This is a genomic window from Paenibacillus sp. EC2-1 (assembly GCF_049311625.1).
Taxonomy (GTDB): Bacteria; Bacillota; Bacilli; order Paenibacillales; family Paenibacillaceae; genus Paenibacillus_AQ.
Genome location: NZ_CP186006.1, coordinates 895,001 through 915,368 on the forward strand (window position 1 = coordinate 895,001; position 20,368 = coordinate 915,368).

The 20,368-nt window shown below is 44.3% G+C and carries 18 protein-coding genes, 2 rRNA genes and 1 riboswitch (1 of these 21 only partly in view); of the genes, 16 read left to right on the forward strand and 4 right to left on the reverse strand.

The window, feature by feature from the left end; translation table 11 throughout:
• The 4 genes from ACK8P5_RS04275 to ACK8P5_RS04290 all read left to right on the forward strand — a co-directional run.
• Window positions 1-1,916: ribosomal RNA gene (locus ACK8P5_RS04275) — 23S ribosomal RNA — on the forward strand (it extends 1,012 nt beyond the left edge of the window).
• A 129-nt stretch (window positions 1,917-2,045) separates the two neighbouring features.
• Window positions 2,046-2,162 (forward strand): 5S ribosomal RNA (rrf, locus tag ACK8P5_RS04280).
• Between the two features lie 210 nt (window positions 2,163-2,372).
• Complete coding sequence (locus ACK8P5_RS04285; protein ID WP_422659749.1) at window positions 2,373-2,990, forward strand: hypothetical protein; 618 nt, start codon at window positions 2,373-2,375, stop codon at window positions 2,988-2,990.
• Between the two features lie 180 nt (window positions 2,991-3,170).
• Window positions 3,171-4,151, forward strand: coding sequence for a ketoacyl-ACP synthase III (locus ACK8P5_RS04290; protein WP_422659750.1), 981 nt, complete (start codon window positions 3,171-3,173; stop codon window positions 4,149-4,151).
• Between the two features lie 140 nt (window positions 4,152-4,291).
• Here the strand turns inward: ACK8P5_RS04290 and ACK8P5_RS04295 are convergent, their stop codons facing one another.
• On the reverse strand, window positions 4,292-4,549 hold the full coding sequence (locus ACK8P5_RS04295) for a GlsB/YeaQ/YmgE family stress response membrane protein (RefSeq protein WP_422659751.1): 258 nt from the start codon (window positions 4,547-4,549) through the stop codon (window positions 4,292-4,294).
• Between the two features lie 269 nt (window positions 4,550-4,818).
• Here ACK8P5_RS04295 and ACK8P5_RS04300 point away from each other — a divergent pair, with 269 nt between their 5' ends.
• Window positions 4,819-5,517 (forward strand): N-acetylmannosamine-6-phosphate 2-epimerase, encoded by a 699-nt coding sequence (locus tag ACK8P5_RS04300; RefSeq protein WP_422659752.1) that lies wholly within the window; start codon window positions 4,819-4,821, stop codon window positions 5,515-5,517.
• 69 nt (window positions 5,518-5,586) lie between these two features.
• On the opposite strand, the gene ACK8P5_RS04305 is transcribed toward ACK8P5_RS04300, so the two are convergent.
• Window positions 5,587-6,411, reverse strand: a complete 825-nt coding sequence (locus ACK8P5_RS04305) for a MurR/RpiR family transcriptional regulator (protein WP_422659753.1) — start codon at window positions 6,409-6,411, stop codon at window positions 5,587-5,589.
• 197 nt (window positions 6,412-6,608) lie between these two features.
• Here ACK8P5_RS04305 and ACK8P5_RS04310 point away from each other — a divergent pair, with 197 nt between their 5' ends.
• The 5 genes from ACK8P5_RS04310 to ACK8P5_RS04330 all read left to right on the forward strand — a co-directional run bounded on the left by ACK8P5_RS04310 (window position 6,609) and on the right by ACK8P5_RS04330 (window position 11,979).
• A complete protein-coding gene (locus ACK8P5_RS04310) occupies window positions 6,609-7,343 on the forward strand; it encodes an acyl-[acyl-carrier-protein] thioesterase (protein ID WP_422659754.1) in 735 nt (244 codons plus the stop codon).
• Window positions 7,344-7,408: 65 nt separating this feature from the next.
• Window positions 7,409-8,101 (forward strand): response regulator transcription factor, encoded by a 693-nt coding sequence (locus ACK8P5_RS04315; RefSeq protein WP_422659755.1) that lies wholly within the window; start codon window positions 7,409-7,411, stop codon window positions 8,099-8,101.
• Window positions 8,098-9,084 carry a sensor histidine kinase gene (locus ACK8P5_RS04320; protein ID WP_422659756.1) on the forward strand — a complete coding sequence of 329 codons (987 nt, stop codon included), beginning with the start codon at window positions 8,098-8,100 and terminating at the stop codon, window positions 9,082-9,084. The genes ACK8P5_RS04315 and ACK8P5_RS04320 overlap by 4 nt, the downstream gene beginning before the upstream one ends.
• Before the next feature lie 206 nt (window positions 9,085-9,290).
• Window positions 9,291-10,061: an ABC transporter ATP-binding protein gene (locus ACK8P5_RS04325; protein WP_422659757.1), complete on the forward strand. Its 771-nt coding sequence runs from the start codon at window positions 9,291-9,293 to the stop codon at window positions 10,059-10,061.
• Window positions 10,036-11,979, forward strand: a complete 1,944-nt coding sequence (locus ACK8P5_RS04330; protein ID WP_422659758.1) for an FtsX-like permease family protein — start codon at window positions 10,036-10,038, stop codon at window positions 11,977-11,979. Before ACK8P5_RS04325 ends, ACK8P5_RS04330 begins: the two co-directional genes overlap by 26 nt.
• Before the next feature lie 72 nt (window positions 11,980-12,051).
• Here ACK8P5_RS04330 and ACK8P5_RS04335 read toward each other — a convergent pair whose 3' ends face one another.
• Together ACK8P5_RS04335 and ACK8P5_RS04340 are read right to left on the reverse strand one after the other, a co-directional pair.
• On the reverse strand, window positions 12,052-13,200 hold the full coding sequence (locus ACK8P5_RS04335; RefSeq protein ID WP_422659759.1) for a M20 metallopeptidase family protein: 1,149 nt from the start codon (window positions 13,198-13,200) through the stop codon (window positions 12,052-12,054).
• Between the two features lie 13 nt (window positions 13,201-13,213).
• Window positions 13,214-14,614: a YfcC family protein gene (locus ACK8P5_RS04340; RefSeq protein ID WP_422659760.1), complete on the reverse strand. Its 1,401-nt coding sequence runs from the start codon at window positions 14,612-14,614 to the stop codon at window positions 13,214-13,216.
• Between the two features lie 233 nt (window positions 14,615-14,847).
• Between ACK8P5_RS04340 and ACK8P5_RS04345 the strand changes: the two genes are divergently transcribed.
• From ACK8P5_RS04345 to purK, 6 genes are all read left to right on the forward strand, one after another.
• On the forward strand, window positions 14,848-16,986 hold the full coding sequence (locus ACK8P5_RS04345) for a DNA topoisomerase III (protein WP_422659761.1): 2,139 nt from the start codon (window positions 14,848-14,850) through the stop codon (window positions 16,984-16,986).
• Between the two features lie 66 nt (window positions 16,987-17,052).
• The gene (locus tag ACK8P5_RS04350; RefSeq protein ID WP_422659762.1) at window positions 17,053-17,190 is read left to right on the forward strand and encodes a hypothetical protein; all 138 of its coding nucleotides are present in this window, start codon (window positions 17,053-17,055) and stop codon (window positions 17,188-17,190) included.
• Between the two features lie 214 nt (window positions 17,191-17,404).
• The gene (locus tag ACK8P5_RS04355) at window positions 17,405-17,668 is read left to right on the forward strand and encodes a DUF1294 domain-containing protein (RefSeq protein WP_422659763.1); all 264 of its coding nucleotides are present in this window, start codon (window positions 17,405-17,407) and stop codon (window positions 17,666-17,668) included.
• A gap of 118 nt (window positions 17,669-17,786) precedes the next feature.
• Window positions 17,787-18,221, forward strand: a complete 435-nt coding sequence (locus tag ACK8P5_RS04360) for a universal stress protein (RefSeq protein WP_422659764.1) — start codon at window positions 17,787-17,789, stop codon at window positions 18,219-18,221.
• 177 nt (window positions 18,222-18,398) lie between these two features.
• A riboswitch (purine riboswitch) is annotated at window positions 18,399-18,500 on the forward strand.
• Window positions 18,501-18,699: 199 nt separating this feature from the next.
• A complete protein-coding gene (gene purE, locus ACK8P5_RS04365) occupies window positions 18,700-19,185 on the forward strand; it encodes a 5-(carboxyamino)imidazole ribonucleotide mutase (RefSeq protein ID WP_422661369.1) in 486 nt (161 codons plus the stop codon).
• A complete protein-coding gene (gene purK, locus ACK8P5_RS04370) occupies window positions 19,182-20,366 on the forward strand; it encodes a 5-(carboxyamino)imidazole ribonucleotide synthase (protein ID WP_422659765.1) in 1,185 nt (394 codons plus the stop codon). The genes purE and purK overlap by 4 nt, the downstream gene beginning before the upstream one ends.
• The last annotated feature ends 2 nt before the right edge of the window (window positions 20,367-20,368 follow it).

Here is a 20,368-nt window from a genome sequence, read left to right on the forward strand (position 1 = left end):
ATTGTCAAAAGGGAAACAGCCCAGACCATCAGCTAAGGTCCCGAAGTGTGTGTTAAGTGGGAAAGGATGTGGAGTTGCACAGACAACCAGGATGTTGGCTTAGAAGCAGCCACCATTTAAAGAGTGCGTAATAGCTCACTGGTCGAGTGACTCTGCGCCGAAAATGTAACGGGGCTAAACACACCACCGAAGCTATGGCTTGATACTTTTAGTATCAGGGGTAGGGGAGCGTTGTATGTAGGTTGAAGGTGTACCGTAAGGAGCGCTGGACAGCATACAAGTGAGAATGCCGGTATGAGTAACGAAAAGATCAGTGAGAATCTGATCCGCCGAAAGCCCAAGGTTTCCTGAGGAAGGTTCGTCCGCTCAGGGTAAGTCGGGACCTAAGGTGAGGCCGAAAGGCGTAATCGAAGGACAACAGGTTGAAATTCCTGTACCACCGTAAACCGTTATGAACGATGGGGTGACGCAGGAGGGTAGTGACGCGGACTGATGGATGTCCGTCCAAGCAGTGAGGCTGATGTGTAGGCAAATCCGCACATCGTTAAGGCTAGGCTGTGATGGGGAGTGAAAATTATAGTAGCGAAGGTCATGATCTCACACTGCCAAGAAAAGCCTCTAGTCAGGTGAAGGTGCCCGTACCGCAAACCGACACAGGTAGGCGAGAAGAGAATTCTAAGGCGCGCGGAAGAACTCTCGTTAAGGAACTCGGCAAAATGACCCCGTAACTTCGGGAGAAGGGGTGCCCCGGTAGTGTGAATAGCACGAGGGGGCCGCAGTGAAAAGGCCCAAGCGACTGTTTAACAAAAACACAGGTCTGTGCGAAGCCGTAAGGCGAAGTATACGGGCTGACGCCTGCCCGGTGCTGGAAGGTTAAGGGGAGTGGTTAGGGGTAACCCGAAGCTATGAACCGAAGCCCCAGTAAACGGCGGCCGTAACTATAACGGTCCTAAGGTAGCGAAATTCCTTGTCAGGTAAATTCTGACCCGCACGAATGGCGTAACGATTTGGGCGCTGTCTCAACGAGAGATCCGGTGAAATTTTAATACCTGTGAAGATGCAGGTTACCCGCGACAAGACGGAAAGACCCCATGGAGCTTTACTGCAGCTTGATATTGGATTTGGGTACGATCTGTACAGGATAGGTGGGAGCCTAAGAAACAGGAGCGCAAGCTTCTGTGGAGGCGCCGTTGGGATACCACCCTGATCGTATCTAGGTTCTAACCTAGTACCGTGAACCGGTGCGGGGACAGTGTCTGGTGGGCAGTTTGACTGGGGCGGTCGCCTCCTAAAGAGTAACGGAGGCGCCCCAAGGTTCCCTCAGAATGGTTGGAAATCATTCGAAGAGTGCAAAGGCATAAGGGAGCTTGACTGCGAGACCTACAAGTCGAGCAGGGACGAAAGTCGGGCTTAGTGATCCGGTGGTACCGCATGGAAGGGCCATCGCTCAACGGATAAAAGCTACCCTGGGGATAACAGGCTTATCTCCCCCAAGAGTCCACATCGACGGGGAGGTTTGGCACCTCGATGTCGGCTCATCGCATCCTGGGGCTGAAGTAGGTCCCAAGGGTTGGGCTGTTCGCCCATTAAAGCGGTACGCGAGCTGGGTTCAGAACGTCGTGAGACAGTTCGGTCCCTATCTGTCGTGGGCGTAGGAAATTTGAGAGGAGCTGTCCTTAGTACGAGAGGACCGGGATGGACATACCGCTGGTGCACCAGTTGTTCCGCCAGGAGCATGGCTGGGTAGCTACGTATGGACGGGATAAGCGCTGAAAGCATCTAAGCGTGAAGCCCCCCTCAAGATGAGATTTCCCAATTAGTAAGACCCCTTGAAGACGACGAGGTAGATAGGTTGGAGGTGGAAGTGCAGCAATGCATGGAGCTGACCAATACTAATCGGTCGAGGGCTTATCCTACAAGTTTTCTGAAAGAAAACTAGCTTCGGAAGCGATACACTTTGCATCGAAGCAAGACTTTCAGAAACAATGCAAATTCGCAAATTCAAGTTTCGTATCTAGTTTTCAAGTGATCAAACACTTGAACCGTTTGGTGGCGATAGCGGAAGGGTCCCACGCGTACCCATCCCGAACACGACCGTTAAGCCTTCCAGCGCCGATGGTACTTGGACCGAAGGGTCCCGGGAGAGTAGGACGTCGCCAAGCGAACAACCGGAGAAACCACTATCGAGCAATCGATAGTGGTTTTTTTGTGCTTCTCCATGAACTGATTTCGTCTATATGGTAATGAGGTGACGAAGCAGCTACGATACATTTTGCATTTTAATGAAACTCTTTCCTTTCTCTCATGGATTTCTCATTTATCACCGTTATACTTATTATATTATCTGATCGCAGCAGAAGGAGAGTTTACAGATGAAGACATTATTAGCAATAGCAGTAGGAGTTACTATGTTAGTTTCAGTAGGAATACATACAATACGCGGTGAAGGGCAGATAGAAGCAACTTCAAGTAAAGTACAATCTTCTGCTTTGGTTCAGAGCAGCAAAAAAGAGAAGGCTACACAAACAACAGATATTAAGAGTTTTCCTGAATATGAGACACTAGCGAAAAACGTCAAATTGGCCAACTATAATCCAAAAGTTCTTGAGGATAGTATGAATAAGCGCGTGATACTGCTAAAGGATGGTACCGGACATAATCGCTACAAAAGCGTATATATCAAAAAAGAGAGCCGTTTGAAAATCATTGACTATCGCAGTGGTCAAATTTTTAATGACTATATTAAGATAGATGCGAATGCATCATCAGCTCCAACTCAGGAGACAAAGTCTTCTATTTCAGACGCCATTGTTAAGCTTCCAGAATACAAAGCATTAGCCTCAAAAGTGAATTTATCCGGCTATAGTGCACAGATTTTGGAGGACAATCGAGGTAAAAGGATTCTATTGTTTAAGGATAGTAATGGGCAAAAGAAGTATAAGACCATCTATATAAAACAGACAGGATTCGTAAAGATCATCAATCTGTAGCTCGTCACCCCTATCCCATTGGGATGGGGGTGATTTTTGTTATATTCTCTTTTACGGATGGGTACTATTGTTACGCTTCTCCAAATAGTTATCCTTAAAAATAATAAAATTTTAGACATATATTAGTACCAAGTACTAACACTGAATGATATAATGATTGAAAAGATGGAGGTGTGCCTTGTGACTCAGTCCAAATCAAGAATTACCGCTATTGGGACATATGTTCCGGACAAGGTATTAACGAATGCTGATTTAGAAAAGCTTGTTGAGACAAGTGATGAGTGGATTGTACAACGGACGGGCATGAGGGAACGCCGTATTGCGGAACCGGAGCAATATGTTTCCGAGCTTGCCATTAATGCTGTTAAAGATATGAAGCAACGGTATGGTGTTGAAGTACATGATGTGGATATGATCCTTGTGGCCACAAGCACACCTGAATATTCATTTCCAAGCACTGCCGCTCGTGTACAGTCGAAACTGGGTATTAAAAGTACGGGGGCACTCGATCTAAATGCTGCTTGTGCTGGGTTTGTGTATGCGCTCCAATTAGCAGACGGTTTAGTTACCAGTGGTATGTATCGTAAAGTACTCGTTATTGGATCTGAGACACTATCCAAAATTACAGATTATACGGATCGCACGACTTGTATACTGTTCGGAGATGGAGCTGGTGCCGTCCTAGTTGAAAGAGACGATACCGAATCAGGATTCCTTGCAAATATATCAGGTACCTTCGGTGAGGGTGGAATACATCTGTATAAGACAGCTCTTTCGGAAAAAATGGATGGCCAAGAGCTAAAGCCTGGATCTTTGGTTCAGAATGGCCGTGAAATTTATAAGTGGGCTGTTCGAAATGTACCTGTAGGTATGAATACGTTGTTGAAACAGGCGAATATACAAGCGGATGAAGTGAATTGGTTCGCGCCTCATAGCGCTAATCTGCGTATGATTGAAGCAATTTGTGAGCGAGGCCCCATTAACTTAGATCGGACTTTGACAAGTGTAGAATACAGAGGGAATACATCGGCCGCTTCGATACCTCTTGCACTACAGTTAGCAATCGATGATGGTCGTTTGAAGGCTGGGGATCAAGTGATGTTATATGGATTTGGCGGAGGTATGACATATGCTGGTTCCATCATTAAGTGGTCGATATAATGTGAGGTATAACATAACATAGCAAAAGCCCCTCAAGCAGACAGTTCTGTGTTTTAGATAAGACTAGAACACAGAAACTGTAGGCGTGAGGGGTTTTTGGCATATAGTCCAAGTCCTCGTGTGATTTTTAGGTTACTTGATTAAGAACGACCTTTTCTCATTGAACCCATAATCAAGCTGACGATGAAGACAAGTACTACAGCACCGATCAATGCAGGCACAATGTAGAAGTCTCCGATTTCTGGACCCCAAGATCCCAGAAGCAATCCACCTAACCACGCACCGATAAAGCCGGCAACAATGTTACCAATGACACCACCTGGAATGTCGCGACCCATGATAAGACCTGCGATCCATCCAATAATACCACCAACAATTAATGACCAAAGAAAACCCATTCCAATCACCTCTTAATGATTTATTTGCTTGTGCTTTACTATTAACCAAACTAGAAGGTTTTAAACAGATCCATGTTATGAACTCAAATATACTCAAATAGTTAAATGTACCCTTTCAGTAAAAATGCGTAGTCCATGCTATCTGGAACTGAAAATAGATATTTTTATATATCAATTGACGAAAATGACTTTCTAGGTATATATTAATATTGAAATTGGTTTTCATTAATGATGTATATAACTTCAAATTACATGGGAGTGTCTTTATTATGATTAATCCACGTTTGGAATCGCTTGGTTTAGGTAAAGGACTTATCGTTTCTTGTCAGGCATTAGAGAATGAACCTCTTCATAGCTCATTTATAATGGGGCGTATGGCAGTAGCTGCACTCGAAGGTGGGGCTGTAGGAATACGTGCTAATTCCGCTGAGGATATTAAGGAGATTAAATCTAAAGTTGATCTGCCAGTGATCGGGATTGTGAAGAGAGACTATCCAGATTCGAAGGTGTATATTACACCAACGATGAAAGAGATCGAGGAACTAGTCGAGGCTAAGTCAGATATTATTGCTTTGGATGCAACTTCTGATGTTCGACCAGGTGGACTTGAACTGCCAGAACTTATTCAGCAGATTAAAGAGAAGTACCCTGACCAACTACTTATGGCGGATATCTCGACCGTAGATGAGGCTGTGAAGGCTGAAGAACTAGGATTCGATCTGATCGGTACAACATTGATCGGTTACACGGAACATACGGCAGGACAGAAGATGTATAACGATGATTTTAAATTGCTGAAGGATGTTGTAAAAGCCATTAAATCACCGGTTGTTGCAGAAGGAAATGTGCTTACTCCTGAAATGGCGAAACGTTGTCTGGAAGTTGGCGTCTATTGCGTCGTTGTCGGTGGTGCCATCACAAGACCACAACAAATAACGGAGAGATTTGTTAAGTATATTCAGTCTTAGTTATTTAAGAATTAACACATAAAAAAACGGCTTCGCATTCCTTTATAAGGAGGCGAAGCCGTTTTTATGTCAGTTGTTTTCAAGATCTTTTTTTAAATTTTCGTAAAGTGTCTCGAGTGTATCCTGACGTTTCTGGAAGAGGCTCTTATCATTCAGAAGCAGCATCGATAAAACATCGAGCACGTATATTATAGCCAGTTGGCTATTGATGAATTGCGTATCCCCCATGCGGTGCAGGCTCGGCGTATAAAGAGAAATATCGGAAATATCCGTGAGCGGTGTATGTTTATAGTTCGTGATACTGATCGTTGCTGCCCCATTCCTCTTTCCAATGGTTAGAGCATCGATAATCTCGGTAGTTTGTCCGGAGTTAGACAGTCCAATGATAAGATCATTCTCATTTAACAGGGCTGCACTCATGATCATCATATGAGAATCCGTCATGGCATCTATCGTAATGTTCATTCGCATCAGACGATATTTGAATTCAAGAGCGGATAGTCCAGAGCTCCCTAGGCCATAGACTTGAACGCGGTTTGCCGTTTTGATCATCTGAACGACCTTCTCGAAATCTTCCTGATGCATCATGTCCGCTGTAGAATTGACGATTTCATTGTATATGTTCTGGACTTGCGTGAAGCTATTGTTATCTCCTGAAGGCTTATCGGCTTCTCTACTCAGGCGGATTTTGAAGTCGACAAAGCTGTCACAGTGTATCTTTTTACAGAACCGGGTAATGGTTGAGGTGGACGAATGTGTGTGATCTGCTAATTCACGAATGTTAATATTTTGTATAGAGCTTTTATGTTGGACGATATAGTCTGCAATTTCTTTTTCCTTATGAGAGAGTTTGTGATACTGGAGCTGAAGCTCATCCAAAACACTGTGGTGCATCAACGTTCACCTTCTAAATTTTAATGAAATGATTGTAGTTTATTTATTATAGCGCTTCTTTAACCTTTAGGTAAGTCAGGTAGGGATTTTGAAAAGAAGCTTGGTATTCGTTATGATAAAATGAATCGCTTTGGCGTAAATCACAAATTCGGAGCTTGTTTTTAGGCTTGTCTTAGAATAAAGGAGATGCTTTAAGTATGACTGCAAAATGGACTGAGTGTATAACGATAGAATCGGATCAAGTTGATTATAAATCTGTGCTTCGGTGGTCTTCCGTGTTAGGCCTCATGCAGCGAGCTGCAGATGGGCATATTGAATCTCTAGGTGTTAGTAGAGAGCAGATGGTGGAGCATGGGATGGGCTGGATGCTCATTACCCTTGAGGTCCATATGTCCTGCTTACCGAGCTATAAGGACAGTATAGAGATTACAACTTGGAACAGAGGCTCTAAAGGAGCACTGTGGTATCGTGATTACTGCTTTACTAATGAAGAAGGTAAAGAAATAGGGACAGCAAGTTCCGTATGGGCATTGGTAGATATACATAAACGAAAAATTTTGAGACCTTCAGCATTTCCTTATGAGGTGCCTGTCCATAATGAAATCACAGGTGTACCGCTGGATAAGCATGTCATTCCTGAGGGAAGCTTATTGGAAGCTGTCTTTTCTCATACCGTTCGCTACAGTGGATTAGACAGCAATGGTCATTTGAATAACGCAAGATATGCTGATTTATGCTGGGATACACTAACTTTAGAGGAGTTAGAGCATATTAAGGTCAGAACATTTAAGATTACATATCACCAGGAGGCTAGGCTGCTTGATAAGATGGAACTGAGACGTTCTTCTGGAGAGAATGGTGTTATATACGTGACGGGGGTTTCTCCTGCGGGGACAAACTTTTTTGAGGCGGCAATCGTTATAGAATCATGACATACATAGGTTGCTTATCACAAGACGGGATACAGCCTTACGTGTTGTGGAAGGAGCAGGAGTGAATGTACAAGGTCATGATTGTCGAGGATGATCCTAAACTTGGAGGATTGCTGGAATCGCATATTCGTAGGTATGGGAACGAAGGCGTGCTTGTGAGTGATTTTGATCATGTGCTTGAGAAGTTTAAAGAAATAGAGCCGCATGTTGTCCTACTCGATGTCAACTTACCTAGTTTTGATGGATATTATTGGTGCAGGATGATTCGGTCTGTCTCGACATGTCCTATTATTTTTATCTCGGCTAGAAGTGGGACGTTGGATCAGTTAAGGGCTCTTGAGAATGGGGCAGACGATTATATAACCAAGCCGTTTCATCACGACATTGTTATCGCGAAGATCCATAGCCAGCTTAGACGGGTATATGGGGATTATGCTTCTGTTTCCGAGGAGCGGAAGGTAGAGAAGGATGGGCTTACACTTTATCCAGAAAGAATGGAGCTTCAGTTAGGCGAACAGACGGTAGCTTTGACGAAAAAAGAAACCATACTATTAGAGATTCTACTTGGTCGCAGTCCACGCCTTGTCAGCAGGGAAACGATTCTCGAGAAGCTGTGGGATGATGCCTTTGTAGATGATAATACGCTTAGTGTTAATATTACCCGCGTTCGTAAACGATTAGGTGAATTAGGGATAGAAGATGCTCTGGAAACAGTGCGTGGTTCGGGATACCGCTTAAACTCGGTCTGGAAGCAATGAAGAAGTTATTTTGGCTAGAGCATTTACCGTTAATTATTTTTTCTATAGTTGAATTCTTAGTGGTGCTGTTGGTGTTCTGGTTCGATGGGTATGATCATCCGGTCACTGCTGCTTATGCTATATTTCTCGGTCTGTTCATACTTGGCGGTTATTTGTTGTATAGGTACTACAGTCATCGGGGGTTCTACGAGAGGTTATCAGAGCCGATGAGGTCGCTGAATGAATCGATCAAACATAAGGAGTCTGCACCACTTCCAGCTGCATTAAATCAGCTTATGGAGGAGCAATATCGACAATATCAGAGTAAGCTCATGGATTGGGAGCGAAAACAGAAAGAGCATATGACCTTTATGAATCAATGGGTCCATCAGATGAAGACGCCGCTATCCGTCATTGAGATGATTACACAAGAAGATGATAACGAGAGTTATAAGAGCATCTCGGAGGAGGCAGATCGCCTAAGGCGAGGGCTGGATATGGTGCTGTACATGTCGAGACTCGATACATTCGAACAAGATTTTAGTGTTGAGCCTGTGTCCTTGCAGAAGCTTGTGAAAGACGTTATTCATGAGAATAAACGTTATTTTATATATAGTCATGTGTATCCTGAAATGCTTGTAGATGAGGATATTGTGGTGCAGACGGATGCGAAATGGCTTCGGTTCATTGTACTGCAGCTGTTATCGAATGCGATTAAATATTCGGCAGGCAGTGGAGAAAAGGTTACGATCAAGGCTACCAGAGCAGCGCATGGACGTGAAGTACGACTGGAGATTCGGGATCGAGGCATAGGGATACCAAAGTCGGATCTTTCGCGGGTATGTAATGCCTTTTATACCGGAGAGAATGGGAGAAAATACAAAGAATCGACGGGAATGGGCTTATATTTGGTCAGAGAGGTTGCTCTGAAGCTAAATCATCGTGTCGAACTGGAGTCTGAACGTGGTAAAGGTACAATAGTCCGGCTTATATTTAACCCATAGAGAGAGAAACCTATCCTTATGTAAAGGGGTGATAAGACCCTGAAATTTACGATAAGGAATGGGTTTCTTTTTTGTTCTATGAGGGAAGATGAAATCTTACATCGATGTAAGATACGTGAAAGTCAGATCGATAGGAGAAGAAGATAGGTGTGGCTTACAATGATTGCAGATAGTTAAGTTGATTTTTGCGAAATGAGGTAATGGAAATGGAAATATTATCAGTACGTAATCTGGGTAAAGTGTATAAAGCTGCTGTGTCACACGAGGCGCTTTCTGATATCAATCTTAGTATTAATGAAGGGGAATTCGTTGGAATAATGGGACCATCAGGTAGCGGGAAAACAACCCTGCTTAATCTGATATCCACGATTGACCGACCGACATCAGGGGAGATTCGGATTGGTGGAGAAGACCCTTTTCAATTGTCTCAAGACAAGCTTGCAATGTTCCGGCGCCGCGAGCTAGGGTTTATATTTCAATCGTTTAACCTTCTTAACACGTTAACGGTAAAAGAGAATATTCTGCTACCACTTGCGCTCGATGGTGTTGACCTAAATGAAATGAACCGGCGTGTCGGCGTTTTGGCTGAGAAGCTTGGCATTACGTCGATTCTCAACAAGCGGACCTATGAGATCTCTGGAGGACAGGCACAGCGGACGGCTGTGGCTCGAGCAATGATTCATATTCCCAAGCTCATTCTCGCAGATGAGCCTACAGGAAACCTGGATTCGAAAGCGGCACAGGATGTCATGGAGATCATGGAGCGTAGAAATAAAGAGGATAAGGTGACGATGCTCCTTGTTACACATGATCCGGTAGCGGCAAGTTATTGTGACCGGGTTGTGTTCATTAAAGATGGCCAGCTATACAACGAGATAAATTACGGGGAAAGCCGTTCGGCATTTTATCAAAAGATCATCAACGTGTTATCGCTACTGGGAGGTACAGGACATGAATTTTCGCCAGTTCGCGGTTAATAACGTACTTCGTAGCAAGCGTACGTATGTCGCTCATTTTCTGAGCAGCGCTTTTTCGGTTATGATCTTCTTTACTTATGGGCTGCTCGCATTTCATCCGAATCTAAAAGATGGAATTGTATCCTCCAGCGGAACACTCAGCATGCTCGGTACGATGGGGATGACAGTATCCCAGTATATCGTATTTGTGTTCTCGTTCTTTTTCCTGCTCTATTCCGTAGGCGCCTTTATTAAAGTGCGTAAGAAAGAATTCGGGATCCTGCTCATCTTGGGGATGTCGCGCAAGCAATTGAACCGGATGTTATTTATTGAAAATATCCTGATTGGAGCTGCTGCTATTATTACAGGGATCGGGATTGGGTTTATCTTCTCGAAACTGATTCTGTTGATCAGCTCCAAGCTACTAGCTGTTGAAAATGGACTTCCCTTTTACTTTCCGGGAAAAGCACTACTGCTTACGGCAGGCTCCTATGCGATGCTGTTTCTGCTAATTGCCTTATTTTCGTCCGTCATGTTAAGAAAGGGTACACTGATCGACCTGGTTAAAGCCGAGGAGAGTCCGAAGCCTCAGCCTAAAGCTTCGCCTTGGCTCGCAATACTCGCTGTTCTTCTTGTTGTAGCGGGTTATGGTATGGTCATGATATTTGCGGTGCTGCAGATATTCTCACTAACGCTATTGTTCGGTGGAGTTGTGCTGGTCATCCTCGGAACTTATTTTCTCTTCACTCAGTTTAGTGTGTTTTTCATCCGGAGATTGCAGAAGAACCAGAGCTTCTTCTTCCGGAGAACCAATCTGCTTACGATTTCAGAGCTATTGTATCGAATCAAGGATAATGCGGTGATGTTCTTTCTTGTATCCATTATTTCAGCTTCTGCTTTTACCGGAATTGGTACGACATTATCGATTGGTGATCCAGGATTATCCGCGATGGAAAACCCATATGCGTACACGTACTCCAGCTACGGCGAAGATCAATCGGCTGATATGAAGGAATTGAACATTATCAGACAGGAGCTGGAAAAGGCAGGTTTTGATTATACGGAAGCCTCGGTTGCTTCCGGCTATGATGATAGGGGGATGAAGCTGGTTAAGCTCTCTGAGTATAATAGTTTGCTCCGGGCACTAGGTCGTCCAGAAGAAAGATTGTCAGAATTTGAGGGTATCTTATCGCCCGGAACGATAACAGTTAAGAACAAAAATAAGGTAAACGGCATAATAAACGACAACGAAAATGATCAGATTGAAGTCGTAAGTGGAAAGGTACAGCAAATTGTTAAGGTGATTAAAGCAGAGACGTTTATTGCTTTACCTCTTTCATATGGAAATTCACTGGTTATCTCTGATGATTTGTTCGATAAGGTGGAGAAGGCGAAGGACGAAGAGGTTATCTACCAGACATACTATACGTTCTCCGTAGCGGATTGGAAAAATACTGGTGAGGTTTCAAAGGCTATACGCGACTCGCTTAGCAGTGTTGAAACAGATGAATACGGATATTATTTTGAATCCCTCTATTTCTCATGGAAAAGCGCACAGCAACAAAACGGAATTTTGCTTATGGTCAGTGGTTTGATCGGCATTGTGTTCTTCACATTTGCAGCAAGCTTCATTTACTTCCGGCTATATTCTGATTTATCACGGGATGAACAGCAGTATCGCATGATTTCAAAAGTTGGTTTGAGTCGTCGGGAACTGAGCAAGATTGTCACAAGACAACTACTGATCATGTTCTTCCTTCCGATGCTTATTGCGGTCATCCATAGTGGAGTTGCGTTTATAGCGCTACAGCAGTTAGTGGATTTCTCCATTCTGTCGCATACGGTAAATATCTTTATCTTCTTCCTAACGGTACAGATCATTTATTTCTTCGTGACACGTTGGCGTTATCTAAACCGACTATACCAGACCATTGAGTAGATTATTACAATCGTTTAGACAAACAAGAAAGCACATCAACGTCTTCTTCGTTGATGTGCTTTCTCTATAGAATTACTTATAGTTTTTGATGATTTCCAAGAAAAGCTGAATGGCATCTGGGAACACATCTTCATCAATATCAAACTTAGGATGATGATGAGGGTACATGCTCTTCTCTCCGCTCATACCAACATAGATGAACGCACCCGGCTTTTCTTGTAAATAATAGGAGAAATCTTCAGAGCCCATGATTGGCTCAACTAACTCGAACACGTCTTCGCCAAATGTGCTTCGAATGACCGATTCAGCAAATGCGAATTGTTTAGGGTCATTAACGAGTGGAGGTGTTCCAACGATAAAGTCTACGTTGGCTGTTGCCCCAAAGGCGCTGCAAATGCCTTGTGTAATCTGCACAATTTGCTGCTGGATCGTCTGAACAGCACCGGGTGATAAAGTTCTAATCGTACCGATTAACTTGGCTGAATCCGGGATGATGTTATAGGTCGTACCGGATTCAATTCTTCCAATGGAAACGACGCTGGCATCCATCGGATTAAGTTTACGGCTAACGATGCTGTTTAAGCCTTGAATTACATGCGAAGCTACATAAATAGGATCAATAGTCTCGTGAGGCATGGAACCATGTCCGCCATACCCTTGAATCGTAATTTCAAAGTCATCCACCGATGCCATCGTAGGCCCAGGTCTTAAACCGATTTTACCCTTGTCCATTCCTTGCCAAAGGTGAATACCAAAGATTGCATCTACGTGATCCAGTACACCTTGCTTAATGAGTTGATCGGCTCCGCTAGGGGAAATTTCTTCGGCAGATTGGAAGATGAGCACGATATTAGGCTCAATCTCTTGGGTATGCTGGGAGATCCATTCAGCGACTGCTAATAAAATAGCGGTATGACCATCATGTCCACACATATGAGCTACGCCTGGTTTTTGTGAGATATAAGGCTTGTCGCCTTCTTCTGTAATAGGAAGTGCATCAATGTCAGCACGTAAGGCTAATGTTTTATCGCCTTTCGTTCCTTTGACATACCCAACAACACTTGGAGATTTAAAATCAAGAATTTCTATATGAAGAGCTTCTAGGCGATTGCGAATAAACTTACATGTTTCATACTCTTCGCCGGAAAGCTCTGGGTGCATGTGAAGATGACGACGATCTTGAATTGCTTGTTTAACTAGTTGTTCATTAACCAATGTCATTAACTCCTTTTCCTTAAAACGGACCATATTGAATCAGTTGAGCAATAATCAGTGCAACAATCGCTATAATAAACTGAATGATGAAGAACGGAAGGAACCATTTAACCCATTTTCCATAAGAGATTCCACCGACTGCAAGAGCTGCGATGATATTACCTGTTGGAAAGAGTGCTTTCGAAATTCCATCTCCAAACTGATAAGCAAGTACTGCGGTTTGTCTCGTAACACCAATCATATCGGACAGGGGTGCCATAAGCGGCATCGTTAGGGCAGCTTGTCCGCTTCCAGATGGAACGAAGAAGTTCAGAATCAACTGTAGGAAGAACATACCGACAGCTGACAATGTACCCGGTACATTACCTAATAGATTCGACGCGTGATAGAGTAGTGTATCCATTAAGCCGGCTGAATTGAAAATGACGAGAATAGCTTGGGCAAAACCGATAATCATGGCACCACCAAGTAAATCCTTGGCTCCAGCAATGAAGTTGTCGGCGATACTTGATGGAGATAATTTTCCGAGAACCCCCATAATGATAGCGAACAGGAAGAACAGCCCGGCAATTTCGGTAATGTACCAGCCATATTTAGTAACCCCAAAGATGAGTACGATATAGCTAACGAGGAAAGCGATCAGAACAAGTTTATGACTTCTTGTCATTTTTTGATCTGTATTGGCTCCTGCTTTTACTTCGCCTCGCTTAAATTTGCCGTAGATCCCAATGGACGGGTCCTTCTTCACTTTGGAAGCATAGCGGTATACATAAGTAGCTGCTGCTATATACATCACAATAAAAATAACGATTCGGAAGCCCATTCCCGAGAAGGTTGGCAATTCTGCAATTCCTTGTGCAATCCCTACTGTAAATGGATTCATGACTGCGGAAGTGAAACCAATGGATGCACCGATGGTTACCATGGCAAAGCCGGTCATCGCATCAAATCCTAATGCAATGGTGAGCGGGACTAGAATGGCAATATACACAATAATTTCGTCGGACATTCCCATTAATGATCCAGCCACAGCGAAAAATAACATTAGGATGGGGATCAGAAGCTTCTCGCGGTTAGCCATCTTGCGTGAAATCATCGCGATGAATGCATCAAGCGCACCCGTTGCGGCAAATACGCCAAAGGTTCCCCCAATAATCAATACGAAGAAAATCGTGCTTGCCCCGTTCACCATACCGGTGTGAACACTGCTGAAAATATCTAACAACCCTAAAGGCTCCGTGTCAACATACTGGAATGAATCTGCTTGAATAACGCTTCTTCCGTCTACTTCTGTTCGATCGAATTGACCTGCAGGAACAATGTAGGTTAGAATGGCGGATAGAACGATAAGACAAAAAATTAATACAAAGACATTAAAACTCTTTGGTTTTTTCTCTAGTTGATCTTCTAAGCTGCTCATTTTCAAACTCCTTATGCACATTTTATAATGTAATTTATATAATGATATTTATATTATTTGCTCTAATGATATGATTTTAAGGCCTTATAATAATACAATCGATTATATTTTTATACAATGGATAATTGTTACATCTGATGCATGGCTTCCACCTTAATGACTAGGGGGAAGCCATTTTTTTGTGGATAAAAGATTGGGAGGTTATAATAACTGTACAGAGGAAGGGGAGGGCTATGAAAGCATTAGTATTAGCGGAGAAGCCATCGGTTGCAAGAGAGATTGCACGAGTTATGGGGAGCCGCGAGAAACATAAGAATTATTTTGAAGGACCAAAATATGTTGTTACATGGGCACTGGGACACTTGGTGGGACTAGCTGAGCCTGAGGATTATGATCATAAATTTCAGACATGGGCATTAGAGGATCTGCCGATCCTCCCGGACAAGATGAAGCTGAAGGTGCTTCGGGAGACGAGCCATCAATTTAAAACGGTGCAGGCGCTATTACGACGTAAGGATATCGGAGAGATGATTGTAGCAACTGATGCAGCACGTGAAGGAGAACTGCTCGCTCGCTGGATACTGAATATGGCGAAATGGAATAAGCCGTTTAAACGGTTATGGATTTCATCGCAAACAGATAAGGCAATAAAGGAAGGATTTGCTTCATTAAAGCCAGGCAGTCAATTCGATCGTCTCTATGAATCAGCTCGCTGCCGGGCCGAGGCGGACTGGATGGTAGGGCTTAATGTGACACGCGCCTTAACCTGTAAGTTCAATGCTCAGCTGTCAGCAGGACGTGTTCAGACGCCAACCTTAGGTATGATTATGGAGCGGGAGAAAGAGATTACAGGCTTTCGGTCGCAGGAGTACGATACAATTAGCGTGGATTTGGGTCAATTCGAGGCTTCATGGCGTGCATCTGGCGGAGATGGTCGTTTGTTTGACAAAGCCCAGTCGGAGAAGCTGAAGCAGAAGATCGATGGACGCACAGGAACAATTACAAGTGTGAAGAAAAGCGAGAAATCCGAGCCACACCCACTGGCGTACGATTTGACTGAACTCCAGCGGGATGCGAACCGTCGTTTTGGCTTCTCTGCGAAGCAGACGTCAAACGTACTACAGAAGTTATATGAGCAGCATAAACTGGTCACTTATCCGCGTACAGATAGCCGTTATCTGACATCTGACATGGTATCAACTTTAAAAGAAAGGCTGGAGAGTGTCGCTGTTGGGCCGTATGCGACACTGGCTCGTCCTCTACTTCGTAAGAGTCTTTCACCCGGTAAACGGATTGTGGATGACAGCAAGGTTACAGATCATCATGCGATCATTCCGACCGAAGAGACGGTATTGTTGAATAAACTGAGTAGTGATGAGCGAAAACTGTACGATCTAATCGTACGCCGATTCATCAGTTTATTCTACCCACCAGCTAGATATGATGCTGTATCAGTAACGGTTCAGATCGAAGGGGAGACCTTTAGTGCGAAAGGGACCACTGTTAAAGATAGCGGTTGGCGTGAGGTATACGGTGGAGATTATGACGATGAGGGAGAGGACGAGAGTTCCGAGACGAGTGGTACCGAGCCATCAGGAAAATTACTTCCAGCGTTGTCTGAAGGCGAGAAGGTTACTGTACGTCGCTGTATCGTAAAACCAGGCCGGACTCAGCCTCCTAAACGTTATAACGAGGCTGCTCTCTTATCCCAGATGGAGAAGCATGGTCTTGGGACACCTGCTACACGAGCTGATATTATTGAGAAGCTTGTTAGCTCAGATACGATCGAGCGTCAAGGTTCGTCTCTGCATCCCACGGGTAAAGGGAAGCAGCTCATCGAGCTCGTAGCTCCGGCATTAAGAACTCCAGAACTCACGGCTAAATGGGAAGGAGAATTAGAGCGAATCGCTAAGGGGCAGGGGAAGGCAGACCCATTCTTACGCGGTATTCGTGATATGACGAAAGAGCTGGTCTCTGGGGTTAAAGGCAGTAATGCAGAATACAAGCCTCATAACGTCTCAAATAGTCATTGCCCAGATTGTGGTACGAGATTACTTGAGAAGAAAACGAAGCGTGGGAAGTTTCTTGTATGTCCAACTGAGGATTGCGGATACAAGCGTTCCGGTGAGAAAAGACTTTCGAATCGTCGCTGCCCGCAGTGTCACAAGAAGATGGAGATGAAAGAAGGCAAGGCTGGTGCGTACGTTCAGTGTTTGGGTTGCGGAATCACTGAAACGCTGAACAAGGACAGCAAGCATGTTAACAAGCGAGAAGAACGCAAGCTTGTCCAGAAATTCAGTAAGCAGGAATCCATCGGGTCTAATCTAGGTGACCTGCTTAAAGCTGCATTAGAAAAAAGCAAATCAGAATAGTACAAGGAAGTGGTAAGCATAACCTGTCGTGGAATGGTTCATTCTACGAACAGGAGGTGATATATCGTGCCACATCACAAGGCAAGAAAAACGGAGAATCAGCAGAACAAATCAAGCATTTTGGAAGAGAGCCAGACACTCAAGCCGAAAAAGGCTCACGATTATGTTCCGAGTCTGAATGGAATCCCAAAACAGGAATCTTAAAGTTGCTTTGAAAAAGGTTATTGGACATACTTCCTGCGGAAAATGCTACATGGATAAGGAATACAGCTTATCACTTTTCCGCGGGCTTTTTATTGCTTTTTGTCCACAGAGTGTCATTGAATTCATGAATTTGTAGTTCTATAATAAAGGTAGAAGCTATGATACCTACCAAAATCGAAAGATTTGACTTGGGGATTGGAGGTGCGGATAAACATTGAGAACCGCGCTGGGTGTCTGGTTTGTTTTTATTAATGCTGTGGCCTACTTGGTCATGTCCGATGACAAGCGGCGAGCACGTCTTGGCAGGGACCGTATTCCTGAGAAGACATTGTTCTTATTAGCAGCTGTCGGCGGTGCTTTTGGTGTATGGGTTGCCATGTACCGTAAAAGGCATAAGACAAGGCATCTATCGTTTAAGATTGGAGTGCCATTGTTGTTATTTCTCAATGCTGTATTGTACGGGTACTTGTGGAAATGACCTCCGATCTACATAACTTCTGAACTTGGAATGCAAGCTATGAATCGTTTCAATTTACGTCTAACGGGTTTAATGAAGAGCAATTCATTCTTAACACACAGAGAAAGAGGTGGCCTGTATGCTATTCACCAAAATTTTGCTGGCTTATGACGGTTCTAAAGCTTCGAACAAAGCTCTTGGCCGAGCCGTTGAACTGGTTAAAGTAACGCCAGGGGCTACACTAGACATCGTGCATGCTTTTGAATTTCCACGCTTCTTCGTTGGAGAAGGTATTGCTCCTATTCCGGCTTCCGTTAATAAGGAAATTTATGACCTAGCTGAGCAAACAACGGAAGAGCTTAGAGAGCGTATGGCTAATGCACAAGTGAATGGTAAGGTTGAAATGATTCAGGGACCTCCTGCGGAAGTCATTCTGGAATATGCGAAACAAAATGAAATGGATCTAATCATTATCGGTAGCCGTGGTTTAGGCGGTATTCGAGAGTTCGTTCTGGGCAGTGTCAGCCATAATGTGGTGCAGCATGCCAAGATTCCAGTCCTTGTTATTAAATAATAAATTAACCTCATTAAAGGGATGCTTATGGGCATCCCTTTTGTTATATATTCAAATATCGAAAAAACGAACAATATTTTTTGAGTATATTAGAATGTTCGTGTTTAGGTTGACATGAGGTGTCAGGGATTGATAAACTGAACTTGTTAAGGATCAATTCAACTGATGAAATGTAAATTTAGTAAATTAAATATGTCTCGTATAAAGCTGGGGATATGGCCCAGAAGTTTCTACCCGGGAACCTTAAATTTTCGGACTACGAGGGAATACGGCACTGCTATATAGAAGCAAATTTATTTGGCTTCTAGCTGGCCAAGGTGTGGAGTTTCTTGTATCTCTGTATTGTCTTCATGACATGGTGATATAGAAGCGGTATTCCCCCGAGAGGTCCGGTGTCCCGCAGATGTAATACAGGGAAATCGGATTTTTTAATGTGATGAAGAAGATTCGAAAACATGCGAAGAAAGCAGGTGGAGTGATGGCGGTGCAAGTTGCAGTCATTATGGGAAGTCAGTCCGATTGGGATACCATGTCTCATGCGTGCCAGGTATTAGATGAGCTGGAGATCGCTTATGAGAAAAAGGTTATCTCAGCACATCGGACGCCAGATCTGATGTTCAAGTTCGCAGAAGAAGCGGTGGGACGCGGGTTACGCGTTATTATTGCAGGCGCTGGGGGAGCAGCTCATCTTCCTGGAATGGTCGCCTCCAAAACGGTATTACCCGTTATTGGTGTACCTGTTCAATCAAAAGCACTGAATGGACTTGATTCCCTGCTCTCCATCGTTCAGATGCCAGGTGGTATTCCAGTTGCTACTGTGGCCATTGGCAAGGCGGGTGCTACGAATGCGGGGCTGCTTGCCGCCCAGATTCTTGGTGCTGCAGATGAGAGTATCCGTGCAAGGGTCCAGGAGCGAAGAGACCGAACACGCGATGAGGTGCTGAAAGGCAGTGACAATCTATGAAAGAGCAACTGAGGCAGCGTAGTCAGACAAGCAGCGAGCGTTTAGCTCCGGGATCGGTTATCGGTGTGCTCGGCGGCGGACAATTAGGCCGTATGATGGCGCTTGATGGAACACGGATGGGATACAAGTTCATCACGCTTGATCCGCAGCCTGATTGTCCACTTGGACAAATATCAGAGCAGATTATCGCAGCTTACGATAATGCTGAAGCGGCGGGACAACTTGCAGCGAAATCTGACGTCATTACGTATGAATTCGAGAATGTGGATGCTGGTGTTGCAGCGCTGCTTGAAGAGCGGTCTTACGTTCCACAAGGAAGTAAATTGCTCTATACAACGCAGCATCGCCTCCGTGAGAAGGCAGCTATTGAAGCAGCAGGTGTCCCTGTAGCTCCATATCGTGAGATCACAAGCCTCGAAAGCTTACATGAAGCTGTAGCTGAGCTGAGCTTACCCTGTGTGCTCAAGACCGCAACTGGTGGCTACGATGGAAAAGGACAGGCGGTTCTTAGGCAAGAGGAGCAGCTTGAAGCTGCTTACACGGAGCTGGCTGCCACGGGTGCAGAGCTTGTACTTGAGAAATTCATCACCTTCACAAGTGAGATTTCGGTTATCGCAGCACGTACGCCGAATGGTGAAGTGAAGAGCTTCCCACCTGCGGAAAATATTCATGTGAACAATATTTTGTATCTGTCCATCGTTCCGGCACGTATACCAACTGAAGTTCAGCGCAAAGCCTGTCAGCTGGCTGAGAAGGTTGCAGAAGGTCTAAACGCGGTTGGACTGCTTGCAGTAGAGATGTTCCTCACGGCTGATGGTTCACTTTATGTGAATGAGGTTGCACCAAGGCCGCATAATTCGGGGCACTACACCATGGAAGCATGCACGACCTCACAATTCGAACAGCATGTGAGAGCAATATGCAATCTACCACTTGGTGATACTACACTGCTTACGCCTGTGGTGATGGTAAACGTGTTAGGGCAACATCTTGATGAGGTGATTGGCAGATCTATTGTAGAGGATCAGGCAGCCATTCAACTTGGTATTGTGCCTAAGCTTCATCTATATGGCAAAAGCGACAGTAAGCATAACCGCAAAATGGGTCACATCAACTTACTTTGCGGAGATGTAGAGGACGCGCTCGAATGGGTAAAGCAAACTAATATATGGAGGCATTAAAT

What these genes read in the sequence shown, in the direction of transcription:
- ACK8P5_RS04335 (WP_422659759.1), bottom strand. Translation starts at nt 13,200, where the DNA reads ATGACATTGGTTAATGAACAACTAGTTAAACAAGCAATTCAAGATCGT.
- ACK8P5_RS04325 (WP_422659757.1), top strand. Translation starts at nt 9,291, where the DNA reads ATGGAAATATTATCAGTACGTAATCTGGGTAAAGTGTATAAAGCTGCT.
- ACK8P5_RS04295 (WP_422659751.1), bottom strand. Translation starts at nt 4,549, where the DNA reads ATGGGTTTTCTTTGGTCATTAATTGTTGGTGGTATTATTGGATGGATC.
- purE (WP_422661369.1), top strand. Translation starts at nt 18,700, where the DNA reads ATGGCGGTGCAAGTTGCAGTCATTATGGGAAGTCAGTCCGATTGGGAT.
- ACK8P5_RS04330 (WP_422659758.1), top strand. Translation starts at nt 10,036, where the DNA reads ATGAATTTTCGCCAGTTCGCGGTTAATAACGTACTTCGTAGCAAGCGT.
- ACK8P5_RS04285 (WP_422659749.1), top strand. Translation starts at nt 2,373, where the DNA reads ATGAAGACATTATTAGCAATAGCAGTAGGAGTTACTATGTTAGTTTCA.
- ACK8P5_RS04340 (WP_422659760.1), bottom strand. Translation starts at nt 14,614, where the DNA reads ATGAGCAGCTTAGAAGATCAACTAGAGAAAAAACCAAAGAGTTTTAAT.
- ACK8P5_RS04345 (WP_422659761.1), top strand. Translation starts at nt 14,848, where the DNA reads ATGAAAGCATTAGTATTAGCGGAGAAGCCATCGGTTGCAAGAGAGATT.
- ACK8P5_RS04320 (WP_422659756.1), top strand. Translation starts at nt 8,098, where the DNA reads ATGAAGAAGTTATTTTGGCTAGAGCATTTACCGTTAATTATTTTTTCT.
- ACK8P5_RS04305 (WP_422659753.1), bottom strand. Translation starts at nt 6,411, where the DNA reads ATGCACCACAGTGTTTTGGATGAGCTTCAGCTCCAGTATCACAAACTC.
- ACK8P5_RS04300 (WP_422659752.1), top strand. Translation starts at nt 4,819, where the DNA reads ATGATTAATCCACGTTTGGAATCGCTTGGTTTAGGTAAAGGACTTATC.
- ACK8P5_RS04310 (WP_422659754.1), top strand. Translation starts at nt 6,609, where the DNA reads ATGACTGCAAAATGGACTGAGTGTATAACGATAGAATCGGATCAAGTT.
- ACK8P5_RS04315 (WP_422659755.1), top strand. Translation starts at nt 7,409, where the DNA reads ATGTACAAGGTCATGATTGTCGAGGATGATCCTAAACTTGGAGGATTG.
- purK (WP_422659765.1), top strand. Translation starts at nt 19,182, where the DNA reads ATGAAAGAGCAACTGAGGCAGCGTAGTCAGACAAGCAGCGAGCGTTTA.
- ACK8P5_RS04360 (WP_422659764.1), top strand. Translation starts at nt 17,787, where the DNA reads ATGCTATTCACCAAAATTTTGCTGGCTTATGACGGTTCTAAAGCTTCG.